Annotated in this window: 12 protein-coding genes; 7 read left to right on the plus strand and 5 right to left on the minus strand. The window is 64.1% G+C overall.

Annotated features, from left to right (window positions below; translation table 11 throughout):
• Positions 1–150: 150 nt before the first annotated feature.
• Together VF34_RS23625 and VF34_RS23630 are read left to right on the plus strand one after the other, a co-directional pair.
• Positions 151–618, plus strand: coding sequence for an SRPBCC family protein (locus VF34_RS23625; protein WP_032374844.1), 468 nt, complete (start codon positions 151–153; stop codon positions 616–618).
• A gap of 21 nt (positions 619–639) precedes the next feature.
• Positions 640–1077, plus strand: a complete 438-nt coding sequence (locus tag VF34_RS23630; RefSeq protein WP_027495758.1) for an SRPBCC family protein — start codon at positions 640–642, stop codon at positions 1075–1077.
• 31 nt (positions 1078–1108) lie between these two features.
• On the opposite strand, the gene VF34_RS23635 is transcribed toward VF34_RS23630, so the two are convergent.
• Complete coding sequence (locus VF34_RS23635; RefSeq protein WP_032375084.1) at positions 1109–1948, minus strand: class I SAM-dependent methyltransferase; 840 nt, start codon at positions 1946–1948, stop codon at positions 1109–1111.
• Between the two features lie 145 nt (positions 1949–2093).
• Here VF34_RS23635 and VF34_RS23640 point away from each other — a divergent pair, with 145 nt between their 5' ends.
• Both VF34_RS23640 and VF34_RS23645 read left to right on the plus strand, forming a co-directional pair.
• Positions 2094–2981, plus strand: coding sequence for a DUF5996 family protein (locus VF34_RS23640; RefSeq protein WP_032374845.1), 888 nt, complete (start codon positions 2094–2096; stop codon positions 2979–2981).
• A gap of 121 nt (positions 2982–3102) precedes the next feature.
• Positions 3103–4455, plus strand: a complete 1353-nt coding sequence (locus tag VF34_RS23645; protein ID WP_027495755.1) for an MFS transporter — start codon at positions 3103–3105, stop codon at positions 4453–4455.
• An 87-nt stretch (positions 4456–4542) separates the two neighbouring features.
• Here VF34_RS23645 and VF34_RS23650 read toward each other — a convergent pair whose 3' ends face one another.
• From VF34_RS23650 to VF34_RS23665, 4 genes are all read right to left on the minus strand, one after another.
• Positions 4543–5985 carry a fatty acid desaturase family protein gene (locus tag VF34_RS23650; protein ID WP_027495754.1) on the minus strand — a complete coding sequence of 481 codons (1443 nt, stop codon included), beginning with the start codon at positions 5983–5985 and terminating at the stop codon, positions 4543–4545.
• A gap of 24 nt (positions 5986–6009) precedes the next feature.
• Positions 6010–7107, minus strand: a complete 1098-nt coding sequence (locus VF34_RS23655) for a ferredoxin reductase (RefSeq protein ID WP_045842078.1) — start codon at positions 7105–7107, stop codon at positions 6010–6012.
• Between the two features lie 99 nt (positions 7108–7206).
• Complete coding sequence (locus tag VF34_RS23660) at positions 7207–8700, minus strand: FAD-dependent oxidoreductase (RefSeq protein WP_032374846.1); 1494 nt, start codon at positions 8698–8700, stop codon at positions 7207–7209.
• A 53-nt stretch (positions 8701–8753) separates the two neighbouring features.
• Positions 8754–9659, minus strand: coding sequence for an AurF N-oxygenase family protein (locus VF34_RS23665; protein WP_027495752.1), 906 nt, complete (start codon positions 9657–9659; stop codon positions 8754–8756).
• A 154-nt stretch (positions 9660–9813) separates the two neighbouring features.
• Here VF34_RS23665 and VF34_RS24430 point away from each other — a divergent pair, with 154 nt between their 5' ends.
• The 3 genes from VF34_RS24430 to VF34_RS23675 all read left to right on the plus strand — a co-directional run bounded on the left by VF34_RS24430 (position 9814) and on the right by VF34_RS23675 (position 12150).
• Complete coding sequence (locus tag VF34_RS24430; protein WP_052063086.1) at positions 9814–10596, plus strand: hypothetical protein; 783 nt, start codon at positions 9814–9816, stop codon at positions 10594–10596.
• On the plus strand, positions 10506–11369 hold the full coding sequence (locus VF34_RS24435) for an adenylate/guanylate cyclase domain-containing protein (RefSeq protein ID WP_052063087.1): 864 nt from the start codon (positions 10506–10508) through the stop codon (positions 11367–11369). Before VF34_RS24430 ends, VF34_RS24435 begins: the two co-directional genes overlap by 91 nt.
• A gap of 115 nt (positions 11370–11484) precedes the next feature.
• Positions 11485–12150 carry an HAD-IA family hydrolase gene (locus VF34_RS23675; protein WP_032374847.1) on the plus strand — a complete coding sequence of 222 codons (666 nt, stop codon included), beginning with the start codon at positions 11485–11487 and terminating at the stop codon, positions 12148–12150.
• Positions 12151–12187: the final 37 nt, after the last annotated feature.

Below are 12187 nucleotides of genomic sequence, written 5' to 3' on the forward strand. Positions count from 1 at the left end.
TCCGACTCGGCGACTGTACGAATGCCTCGTGGCGGTGGTGTTTCGTCGCTGTGTCCACTGCAATGCAAAACCGTCGGAAGGCAGGAGTTTCCTTCCCCGCAGACGGGGGTAACTGCGTAGCCAGCGTAATCAACCGGAAAGCGTGGCCCCATGACCCACGAACTGACCGTCCGCCGCGTGATCGACGCTCCTCCCGCCTCCGTCTTCACCGCGCTCGCCAATCCCGAGGTCCAGGCCGCGGTCGACGGCTCGGAAATGCTCCGCGGCGCGATCGATCCGACGCCGCTGAACGCGGTGGGCGACACCTTCGCGATGGATATGTATCAACCGGAACTGGGCGAGTACGTCATGGAGAACACCGTCTTCGTGTTCGAGCAGGACCGACGCATCGGTTGGATTCCCAATCGCCAGGGCATGGAACCCCGTGGCACGCGGTGGTCCTGGGAACTCGAGGAGGTCGCCCACGACAGGACAGCGCTGACGCAGGTCTACGACTGGTCCCGCGTCACCGATCCGGAGTTTCGAAAGATGGCCGGCTTTCCGAGGGTGACCGAAGAACAGATCGTCGGCACGATGCGCCGTCTCGCAGAACACCTCGGCGTCACCGTCGAGAACTGATCCATCGAAAGAGAGAACCTCATGGTCGACGTCACCCGAACCTTCACCGCCGCTGTCGCGCTCGACAAGGCCGCGGCATTCCTGCGCGACTTCTCCAATGCGTCGGCGTGGGATCCGGGAACCGAGAGCTGCACCCAGGTCTCCGACGGCCCGGTGGCCGTCGGAACGCAGTGGCACAACGTCTCGAAGTTGTTCGGAGTCACCACCGAACTGACGTATACGTTGGTCACCGACGAGCCCGATCACGTCGTGCTCGAGGGAAAGAACAAGACGGCAACCAGCGTCGACGACATCACGCTGACAGCCGAGGGCCCCGGGTCGACCCGGATCGACTACCACGCGCACGTCGAATTCAACGGTGCGGCAAAGGTTGCGGGCCCGTTCCTGAAGGCGGGCTTCGAGGCGAAGGTCGCTCCGGAGACCGTGGAAAAGATGACCGCCGCGCTGGAAAGACTGTGACCTCGGCGCTTCCGAGCTCAGTATCTCGCGGTCAATTTCGTTTCAGCGCAGGTTTTTTCGCGAGGACGGTGAGGTTGTCGGCCGAGGACTCGTGTCGGTCCGGCGCGATGCGTTCGCCGTCGTCGCCGTAGACGGCGATCAGTTCGAGGCCCGCGCCGGCCACCAGAGTGCGGACGTCGTCGAGGGTCGAGAAGTGCATGACGAGTGCGAATTCGTGGGCTTGCAACGGGGCCAGAGCCCACGATCGGTGATCCTCGGCTTTCGACCGATTGACGAGCCAGTTCCGCACACCGCGCACCTGCGCAGACGGATCGAGCAGACGACGTCCGACGGCGACGAGAAGTGCTCGCAGCGAGAACTGTGGCCGAGTCGTCGGTCGCCGTAACTGAAACGGGCTCTCCAGATACGACCGGCCACCTCGATTGAGCGTCGAGAAGACCACGACGCCTGTCTCGTCGGTCACCCGCGCGAATTCGGCCAGTACGCGGCGGCGTTGCTCGTGGGTCACGGTATCGAGTCCGTTGTTGCTGAAGACGACCAAGCCGAACTCACCGTCCTCGAACGCCGCCAGGTCACGAGCGTCGGCGACGTGCGCCGGAAGATCGGGAAAATTCTTCCGGAAAGCGTCGATCATGTTGGGGGCGTAGTCGATTGCCACGTAACGCTCGGACAGCAATCGCAGCAGCGGTGTGGTGCGGCCGCTCCCCACACCCACGTCCAGCACCGGAACCCCGCGGGCCAGGTCTGCGGCGGCGACCAAGGCTGCGGCCTCACCGCGATCGAGAAATCCGTCGGTGGGTCCCATGAATTCCACGTACGTGGCGGCGACCCGAGCATCGTCGAAAACACCCCGGTTGGAGTCGGTGGACAACTCGGACACCTCCACGTTGACGAGCTGCGGACGTACCGCAACTGCCGACGACCGTACCGACGAACCCTGAGGCGCGCCTGAGGTGCTGCCCCGGCATCTCGGCACAGGTATGGTCTGGTTCCCCTCGTCCGTGCATCATCGACATATGACGAATTCGTACGACGCGTGGCCCGAACTTCGAGTCGACAGCTGGGCGGACACGCGCGACACGGTGCAACTGTGGACCCAGATAGTCGGCAAGACCCGAATGGCGTTGTCTCCCCCGCTCAACCACTGGTGGGGAGTTGCGCTGTACGTCGACGCCTCGGGCCTGACGACGTCGCTGATGCCGCTCGGCGATCGAGGCCTCGAGATTCGCTTCGACTTTCTCGCACACCAGTTGATCCTCGCCACCACCGATGGCGAGCGCCGAACCATGAAGCTCGAGCCTCGAACCGTTGCCGACTTCTACGCCGAGTACACCGATCTGCTCTCCGGGCTCGGCGTGGAGGCTCCGATCGTGGCAGTGCCGGTCGAACTGCCACACGCGACACCGTTCGCCGAGGACGTCGAGCACGCGTCGTACGACGCCGATGCCGTCCAGAAGTTCTGGCGAGCGCTCGTCAGCGCTGATCGGGTGTTCTCGGAGTTTCGAGCCGGCTTCCGCCGCAAATCCAGCCCGGTCCACTTCTTCTGGGGCGCTTTCGATCTCGCTGTCACACGATTCTCCGGAAGGCCTGCACCACAACATCCCGGTGGTGTTCCGAACTGTCCCGACTGGGTGATGCACGAGGCATACAGCGACGAGGTGTCGAGCGCCGGGTTCTGGCCGGGCGGGGCCGCGGAGGGCGCGTTCTACGCGTACGCCTACCCGAACCCGGACGGCTACGACAGTCATCCGGCCGTCACCGCCCCCGCGTACTTCGATCGTGATCTCGGCCAGTACGTACTTCCGTACGAGTCCGTCCGCACCGCCGAGGACCCCGACGCACTTCTGCTCGCCTTTCTCGAGAACACCTATCGCGCTGCCGTCGAGACCGCCCACTGGGACTAGCTCGGGTGGGGCGGTCATCGTTCCCCCCATTCGGGGGTATCCCACGGGTGACCCGGATCACTACCGTTCGTCGCATTCGGTATCGCACATATACCCGATACCCGACAAAAACGGAGGAACCATGACCGCTGTCTCGCCCGAGGATCCGGGCGTCGCCACTCCGACCCCACCGGCGGTGCAGACGAAGACGAGCGTCCGCCGAGTTGCGGTTGCCAGTGGTATCGGCACCACGATCGAGTTCTACGACTTCTTCATCTACGGCACTGCCGCCGCGCTCGTCTTCCCCACGATTTTCTTCCCGGCGCTCGGATCGACCGCGGGCACCGTGGCGTCGTTCGCGACGTTCGCCGTCGCGTTCATCGCCAGGCCCGTCGGTGCGGTGCTGTTCGGCCACTTCGGCGACCGCATCGGTCGTAAGAAGACCCTGATCTCGACCCTGCTGTTGATGGGGGTGTCCACCTTCGCGATCGGTCTACTGCCCGGCGCAGCGACCATCGGAGTCGCAGCCCCGATCATTCTGGTACTGCTCAGATTCGGGCAGGGATTTGCCGTCGGCGGAGAGTGGGCGGGTGCCACGCTGCTCACGGCCGAGTACGCACCTGCCGGCAAGCGTGGGTTCTATGCGATGTTCCCGCAGCTGGGACCCTCGGCCGCGTTCATCTTCTCCAGTGCGACCTTCCTCGCCACCGGCCTGCTGTTCGGCGACACAAACGAGACCTTCCTCAACTACGGGTGGCGAATTCCGTTCCTGCTCAGCGCTGTTCTGGTCCTCATCGGCCTCTACATGCGGTTGGCCATCGAAGAGACTCCGGTCTTTCGAGCCAACAAGCTCGCCGAGGAGCACGCTCCGGCGAACTCGGCACCGACCAAACTGCCGATCTTCGACGCATGGCGCATCCAGAAGCGTGAAATCATCACTGCGGCAGGCGCATTGGCGTCTCTCTTCGCCTTCTTCTACATGGGGACCGCATACCTGACGAGCTACGGCACCAAAACCCTCGGGTTCGACCGCCCGTTCGTGTTGGTCACCGGGATAGGCGCTGCGGTGATCTTCGGTATCGCCATCGCCACCTCGGCAACCTATTCCGATCGCGTCGGCCGACGTCGGGTCATCATGGCGGCGTGCATCGTCGCGGTGCCGTGGTCGATAGCACTGTTCCCCTTGCTGGACTCGGGCTCACCGGTCGCGTTCGTGATCGGCATGTGCGTGACGCTCGCGATCTTCGGTGTTGCGTACGGCCCGACCGGAGCTCTGCTTCCGGAGCTCTTCCAGACCCGATTCCGTTACACCGGAGCAGGTTTGGGCTACAACCTCGCCGGCGTTCTCGGTGGCGCGATTCCGCCGATGCTTGCCGCACCGCTCACGGCCGCGTTCGGCAGTATCTCGATCGGCGTGATGCTGGCTCTGCTGTCGGTGCTGAGTCTGGTCTGCACCAAGAGACTGATCGAGACCAAGGATGTCGACATGGCGTAAGGGCCCACAACCGACACACACACAAAGAACCGCGGCCACCCGGAAATCGGGTGGCCGCGGTTCTTACCAGCTGTCCTGGAACGAGACTCAGTCGTCGCCACGGGGCGGCGGCTGAACGTCGACGCCACCGGAGTTGTGCTCCGGTCCCGCCGCGGGGTGCTCGGCCGGTACGCGACCGCGAGTCTTGGCGGCCTCACTGTCCTTGGTGGCACCCTCGGCGAACTTGCGACGCCAGCTCTCCTCGGGACGGTAGGGGCCCGGCTTCGGCCGAACCTTGCCACCCGGGAAGGCCAATCGCGCGATGGTCCGCTGGACCATCCCCCACTGCTGAAAGAACGGCCCGGTGTTGTAGGGCAATTCGTAGCGCTCGCAGATGTCCTTGATCTTCGGCGCGACGTCCGAGTACCGAGTGCTGGGCATGTCCGGGTACAGGTGGTGTTCCACCTGGTAGCTCAGGTTGCCGCTCATCAGGTGGAACAGCGGTCCGCCGTCGATGTTGGCGGCGCCGACGAGCTGGCGAACGTACCATCCGCCGCGGGTCTCGTTCTCGACCTCTTCCTGGCTGAACGTGTATGCCTGGTCCGGGAAGTGACCGCAGAAGATGATCGCGTTCGACCAGACATTGCGAATGATGTTGGCGGTGAAGTTGGCGGCCACCGTCGAGAGGAACGTGCTCTCGACACCACTGACCCGACTGTCCAACAGGGCGGCCGTCCGGCGGTTCTTGCCGAAACGCGCGGATCCCCGCAGCTTGGACGCGAGGCGAGACCTCTTGCTCTCGGGTAGACGACCACCCGAGGCGAGCTGCGCCAGCGCGAATGCCCCGGCACTGATCAGCGGCCAGCCCACGTAGTCCTTGACGAACTGCTTCCGTGCCTTGACGCCGATGCCCTTGAGGTCCTCGACGAGCTCCTTGACGGGCTTCTCTCCGCGACGGATAGCCTCGATGTCGAGATCGTGCAGGGCGACGCCCCACTCGAAGAACGCCATCAGCAGCACGTTGTAGAACGGCTGGGCCAGGTAGACGGGGCTCCACTTCTGACGTGGATCGATACGCATGATCTCGTAGCCGAGATCCTTGTCCTTGCCGCGAATGTTCGTGTACGTGTGGTGCACGTAGTTGTGGGAGTGCTTCCACGAGTTGGCGGTGGACGCGGTGTCCCAGTCCCACACCGAGGAGTGGATTTCCGGATCGTTCATCCAGTCCCACTGGCCGTGCATGACGTTGTGGCCGATCTCCATGTTCTCGAGGATCTTCGCGATGCCGAGGCATGCGGTGCCGGCCAGCCACGCCGGCTTGCTGGTGGAGCCGAGCAACAGCACGCGGCCGGCAACCAGCAGCTGACGCTGGGCTGCGATCACCGAGGTGATGTACTTGCGGTCCTTGTCACCGAGGCTGGAGTACACCTCGTCGTGAATGGCGTCGAACTCCTTGGCGAGTTCGGCGATCGTCTCGTCACTCAGGTGCGCCAGCGGGTTCACCGGCTCATCGGTGTCGGTGACGCGCCTGGTGGTTTCGTCGATAGACATACATTCCCCTGTTCGAATGGAAGATCAGAGTTCGATTTCGATGTCGCCCTCAGCAGTGTTGACACAGATCCGAACCGCTTGCCCCGTAGGTTCGGAGATATCCCCGTTACGTAGGTCACGTAAACGCCCCTTCCTCAGGGTACCTACGCACGTATGGCAGATGCCGATTCGGCAGCCGTACGTCAAATCCAGGCCGGCTTCCTCGCCCGCGGCGAGAATCGTTGTGCCGCCGTCGCACTCGACGTCCTTCTCGCTGTTGACGAAGCGCACGGTTCCGCCTTCACCAGCGTCGTCTCCACCGCCGATGACGGGCTGGAAACTCTCGTAATGGAAGCGTTCCGACTCGCCCTGGTCTTTCCAGTACGAGCGCAGGTCGTCGAGATGCTCGCCCGGACCGGAGCAGAATGCTTCTCGCTCACGCCAATCCGGGACCAGTTCGTCCAGTTCCGACGCCTTCATCCGACCTTCGTCACTGGTGATACGTAGCTTCACCGTCAGTCCGCCGTGCTTGGCTTCCAGTTCCTCGAGCGTATCCGCGAACATCAACTGTTCACGGTTGTGCACCGAGTGCACCACGACCACGTCGCGGACCTGGTCGTGATGATCCAGGGATCGCAACATGCTGATGATCGGAGTGATGCCACTACCGGCGCTGATGAACACCATCTTGTCCGGAACCGGACTCGGAATCGTGAACTCACCCTCGACCTCGCTGAGCCGGACGATATCGCCGGTTCTGATGGTACCCACCAGATACGGCGACACCGTGCCGGACGGCACGAGCTTGGGACTGACGCTGACCAACCCGTCCTCCGGGTCCGGATCGGACGTCAACGAGTACGCCCGCCAGTGATAGCGGCCGTCGATCAACACCCCGAGCCGTACGTACTGGCCCGGCGTGTGACCCTGCCACTCGAAACCGGGACGGATGTACACCGACACGGCCTCGGATCCCTCGGGAACCACACGTTCGACCTTGCCGCGGAGCTCACGAGTGGTCCACAGCGGATTGATCATCGACAGATAGTCGTCGGGCCGGAGCGGATTGAACAACGACCGGACTGCGCGCAGCATCGTCCGTCTCACAAAAGAAACCTGGGGCTTGGCCCCCCGTTCAGCCATACTCAACGGTAACCCCGGGCGGCCTGCCGCGCGCCGGAATTGCTCAGACTCGAATGAGACTGCTACACAACATGAACAGAACCGGGAAATACCGACCGGTCAGCGTGCTCGCGACACTCGGTCTCCCAAGGCGGCACTGACCTTGCCGTACCAGCCCAGCGGCCGGATACCTCGAGTGGGTACATCCGCCAACAACGCCTCGGCTGTTTCCTCGGCATCGATCTTGTTGTCGCCGATGCCACCGGTCGCCCCGCGCTTGGCCCACCCCACCACGTAACACCCGGGCACCGGAGTGCCGTCGGCCGCGGTGACGCGGCCGCCCTCGTTACGGATGGTGCCGGTGATGTCGTCGAACGGGACGCCCGGCGACGGTGTTCCGCGATAACCGATCGCGAGCAGCACCAGCTCCGTCGAGAGAGTGACCGCGTGTTCACCCACTCCCACCTCGATGGACTCCACCGAGCCCTGCCCGTGCACAGCAGAAGGTGCCCGCCCGAAGGCGAACACGATGCGACGCCCGTGCGCGCCGGATCCGAGATCGACCCGGGCCGCACCGGCCAGCGCCGATGCGGGAGCGGACAACGGCAGCCGGTCGATCGCGTCGAAAATTCCGTCCGGTCCCGCCACGACGACGTCGACTCCGGCGCGATCGACGAGCGCCTTGCACTCCGATCGTGTGAATGCCGCGAACTCCGGTCCTCGTCGCGCCAGGACGACCACCTCTCGCACGCGATTGCGACGGAGCTCTGCCAACGCGTGTGGGGCGATCTCGGTTCCGTTCAGAGAATCGGGATCGGCCGTGAGAATGCGCGCGGCGTCGAGGGCGACGTTGCCGTTGCCGATGATGGTGACGCGGTCGACGCCCGTGAGATCGATGGCGTCGGCGGGGACGTCGGGATGCCCGGTGTACCAGCCGACCAGGGTGCGCGCGCTGACCGAATTGTCGAGATCGACACCGGGAATCTCGAGCGCTCGATCCTTGTCGGCACCGACGGCATAGACGACGGAGTCGAACTTTCGAGCCAACTCGACGTGATCGACGTCCTTGCCCACCTCGATGCCGAGCTTCATCGTCACGCGTGGGTGCGCGAAGATTCCACGAAAGTGCTCGCTGATGCGTCGAGTGCCGAGGTGGTCCGGTGCCACGCCGTAGCGCGCCAGACCGCCTGCGGTCGGCAGCCGGTCGTAGAACGTGATCGTGGTTCCCGGCACGCGCAGCAGGGCTTGCGCGGTGTAGCAGGCCGCCGGACCGGTGCCCACGATGGCAATGCTGACCGGAGGCAGCTCGTTGACCGTCGCCACCGGAAAGCGCGGCTCACCCCACTCCGCAACCGCCGGCTTGTCGCGGTAGTAATCCGCGTTGATCTCGGCGTAGATCTGCTGGTCCGGAGTCAACCGGGACACCCGGGTGATCGCGTCGACCGGGCACGCATCCGCACACGCACCGCAGTCGATGCACGATCGTGGATCGATGTAGAGCAGCTCGGTCTTACCGAAATCCGGCTCGTCGGGGGTCGGATGAATGCAGTTGACCGGGCACACCGACAGGCAGGATGCGTCGTTGCAACAGTTCTGCGTGATCGCGAACGGCATGGGTTATCGGATGTCCTTCACGGCCTCGAAAAGTGTTTTCTCGAACAGTGTGGTCAGAGCATGTGCAGACGACGGTAGATCATCTCCGCCGGCTTGGTGATCAAACCGCAGTCGAGAAGAAATGCCATCAGATGCTCGCTCGAGGTGCGCATCATCGTGTGGTGGTGGGCGTTGTTCTTCGCTTCCTTCACAGCACGGTCGACGTCGAGACCCGCTGCTGCGTAGACCTCCTTGTTGACCATGTTGGACACGATCAGTCGAGCGGCGATCGCGACGACGAGCGCACTGGCCTTGCGGCGAGCCGGACTCTTGCCTTCGATGTCTTCACGCATCTGCGCGCGCGCGAAGGTCATGTGTCGCGATTCCTCGACGACGTGGATCTTGCTGGTGGTGCGCACGAGGGGCAGTACGTTCTCGCCGCGCATCCAGTCGCGCTGCATGACGTCGAGAACTTCTTCGGCGACGAGGATGCCGCCGTAGGCGACCTCGGCGGAGGCCAGGGCCTTGAATCCGCGGCCGAGTTCGATGCTCGACCGGCGCGGCAGGTACGCCTTGATGCCCATCTTCTGGCAGGCCCGAGCGAACATGATCGAGTGACGGCACTCGTCGGCGATCTCGGTGAGCGCGAACTGGAAATCCGAGTTGGACGAGTCCTTGCAGTACTGATCGCGCAACACCATCTGCTGCAGGATCATCTCGAACCAGATGCCGGTGCTCATGATCGAGCAGACCTCGTGGCGAGTGAGCGTGATGCGCTGTTCTTCGCTCATCTCGTCCCACAACTTCGTGCCGTAGAGCGTGCTCCACTCCGGATTGAGACCGTAGAGGGACGGATCGAGATCGGCCTCCCAGTCGACCTCTTCGGCCGGGTCGTACGACAGCTGGGCGGCGGAATCGAGCAAACGTGCGGAAACATCCTCGGGCTCGAGGACATCGTTCCTGGAGAGTGTGCTGGTCATCGCCGTCGTTCCTTTCATCGTCGAACAGGAGTGGTTAGCTGTTACGGAGATTACCAGGTACTTGTCGACACAGATAGTCACTCGGGCAGAATCGCCCGAATTCTTTTCGTCGGGGCACCTAGAGTTCGAGCGTGCAGAGAACGAAGAAGCGCCAGTGATCGCAGCACTGAGGTCCGCCCTCGCCCGCACCCCGATGCGCCTCTACGCGGCGGGAATGGTGTCGGCCAACGCCATCGGGGCGGTCATCGTCTTCGTGTTGGCGCGGTTCATCTTGCCGCTGCCGGTCGGATCGGAGGAGATCCTGTTCTGCTCTGGAGGTCACTCCGCAGGCTGCGCTCCTGACCGCAATTACCTCGCGTTCTTCGTATACCTACCGGTCGCGATCGGTATAGGGATCGCGCTCGGACTTCGCGTTGCGAGACCGCTCGTCGAGTGGCTGCACACCGGCGGCACGCCGTCGGACGAGACCACGATCGCCGTGATCCGGCTACCCCTCCGGCAACTCGGCGTGCACGTTCTGTTGTGGGCGCTCGGTGTTGCGGTGTTCGTCGGCGTCAACGCCTCGGCCGGGGCTGCGCTGTCGATCATCGTGGCCATCGCCGTCAGCTTCGGCGGACTGGCGACCTGCTCGCTGGGCTACCTGGTGGCCGAACGCACCCTGCGGCCGATCACCGCCGCGGTGATGGAAGTCAGCGAGGTCACCGACGCCGCGGCGCTCGGCGTGAAACTGCGCGTCGTCCTGATCTGGGTACTGAGCACGGCCATTCCCATCCTGGGGCTCGGGCTGATCGGACTCGGCCGACTGATCGATACCGTCTACCCCCGGACGTCGACCTGTCCCCCGCGATGGTCTCGCTGTCTGCCATCGCCCTCGTCGTCGGCTTCGGCGGCATGTTCCTCGTCGGTCGCTCGGTGTCCGATCCGCTGCATCAGGTGAGCTCTGCCATGCAGCGAGTGGAGGCCGGTGCCACCGATACCCGCGTCGACGTCTACGACGCGTCCGAGATCGGAAGACTGCAGAACGGGTTCAACAAGATGGTCGTCGGTCTCGACGAGCGGGAGCGACTCCGCTCGCTGTTCGGCCGGCACGTGGGCCACGACGTCGCCCAGCGCGCGTTGGCCAGCGCGCCCCGTCTCGGCGGCGAAAACCGAACCGTCGCCGTCCTGTTCATCGACCTGGTCGGCTCCACCGCACTGGCCGAGCGCGAATCCGCCGCGACGGTAGTGGACCTGCTCAATCGATTCTTCGCAGTGGTCGTCGAACACGGCGAGCGCAACGGCGGCTTCGTCAACAAGTTCGAGGGCGATGCCGCCCTGCTGATCTTCGGCGCTCCGGTCGATCATCCCGACCCGGCCACCGCGGCGCTGCGCACTGCACGCACCCTCGCCGCCGCGCTTCGAGCCGACGGCGGATTCGAGATCGGTATCGGCGTCACGTACGGGCCGGTGATCGCCGGCAACATCGGGGCCGAGTCCCGTTTCGAGTACACCGTCATCGGCGACACGGTGAATCAGGCTGCGCGGCTCACCGATCTCGCAAAAGACGACCCCGATACCGACGTGCTCACATCGTCGACGGTGCTCGAACACGCAACCTCGGACGAGCGGCAACTGTGGGAATCGGGTCGGTCCGTGACCCTTCGCGGGCGATCCGCACCGACGGTTCTGGCGGCTCCGATACTGCGCGGCGAACAGGCGAGCACGCGGTAGAAAATTCGAAGGTTTCCCTTTCGGTGCCGATGGGGCATACCCCCCGAACCAACCCACCCATCGCGCTGGCGCGAGACATTTGCTGGTACAACGTCTCTCGCTCCGAAAGGCACCCATGCCCGCAATTCTGTTCGGCTCCATCAGCACTCTCGTCGACACCTCCGAGCTACAGCGACGCTCGTTCAACGAGGCCTTCGCCGCCCACAATCTGAACTGGAACTGGTCGCAGGACGACTACCGGTCCATGCTCGGATCGAACGGCGGTGCCGACCGCATCAGCGAATACGCGTCGAGCACCGGAACCGAGGTGGACGCGGCCGCAGTGCACGCCACCAAGTCCGAGATCTTCCAGCGATTGATCGGCGAATCCGACGTCAAGACGCGACCGGGCGTGGCCGACACGATCGACTCCGCGAAAGCGAACGGGTTGAAGGTCGGCTTCGTGACCACGACCTCGCGAGAGAACATCGACGCACTGCTCGCTGCCCTGTCTCCCGAGCTCACCGCCGATTCGTTCGACATCATCGTCGACGCCTCCTCGGTCGACGCAGGCAAGCCCGACCCCGCGTCGTACGAATTTGCCCTGAAGACGTTGGGCGAGAACGCGTCCGACAGTGTGGCCATCGAGGACAACGCCGGTGGAGTGCAGGCGGCAGCGGCAGCGGGCGTCACCTGTGTCGCGTTCCCGAACGAGAACACTGCCGGTACCGATTTCGGCTCGGCCACCGACACCGTCGATGCACTCGATCCCGAGCGCGTCCGCGCACTGATTTCAGCCTGAGCGGAGCCTGCGGAGTGAGCATTTTGCCTGATCCTTC

The sequence above is a fragment of the Rhodococcus sp. PML026 genome (assembly GCF_000963615.1).
Taxonomy (GTDB): Bacteria; Actinomycetota; Actinomycetes; order Mycobacteriales; family Mycobacteriaceae; genus Rhodococcoides; species Rhodococcoides fascians.

What these genes read in the sequence shown, in the direction of transcription:
- VF34_RS23625 (WP_032374844.1), top strand. Translation starts at nt 151, where the DNA reads ATGACCCACGAACTGACCGTCCGCCGCGTGATCGACGCTCCTCCCGCC.
- VF34_RS23630 (WP_027495758.1), top strand. Translation starts at nt 640, where the DNA reads ATGGTCGACGTCACCCGAACCTTCACCGCCGCTGTCGCGCTCGACAAG.
- VF34_RS23640 (WP_032374845.1), top strand. Translation starts at nt 2,094, where the DNA reads ATGACGAATTCGTACGACGCGTGGCCCGAACTTCGAGTCGACAGCTGG.
- VF34_RS23645 (WP_027495755.1), top strand. Translation starts at nt 3,103, where the DNA reads ATGACCGCTGTCTCGCCCGAGGATCCGGGCGTCGCCACTCCGACCCCA.
- VF34_RS23650 (WP_027495754.1), bottom strand. Translation starts at nt 5,985, where the DNA reads ATGTCTATCGACGAAACCACCAGGCGCGTCACCGACACCGATGAGCCG.
- VF34_RS23655 (WP_045842078.1), bottom strand. Translation starts at nt 7,107, where the DNA reads ATGGCTGAACGGGGGGCCAAGCCCCAGGTTTCTTTTGTGAGACGGACG.
- VF34_RS23660 (WP_032374846.1), bottom strand. Translation starts at nt 8,700, where the DNA reads ATGCCGTTCGCGATCACGCAGAACTGTTGCAACGACGCATCCTGCCTG.
- VF34_RS23665 (WP_027495752.1), bottom strand. Translation starts at nt 9,659, where the DNA reads ATGACCAGCACACTCTCCAGGAACGATGTCCTCGAGCCCGAGGATGTT.
- VF34_RS24435 (WP_052063087.1), top strand. Translation starts at nt 10,506, where the DNA reads ATGGTCTCGCTGTCTGCCATCGCCCTCGTCGTCGGCTTCGGCGGCATG.
- VF34_RS23675 (WP_032374847.1), top strand. Translation starts at nt 11,485, where the DNA reads ATGCCCGCAATTCTGTTCGGCTCCATCAGCACTCTCGTCGACACCTCC.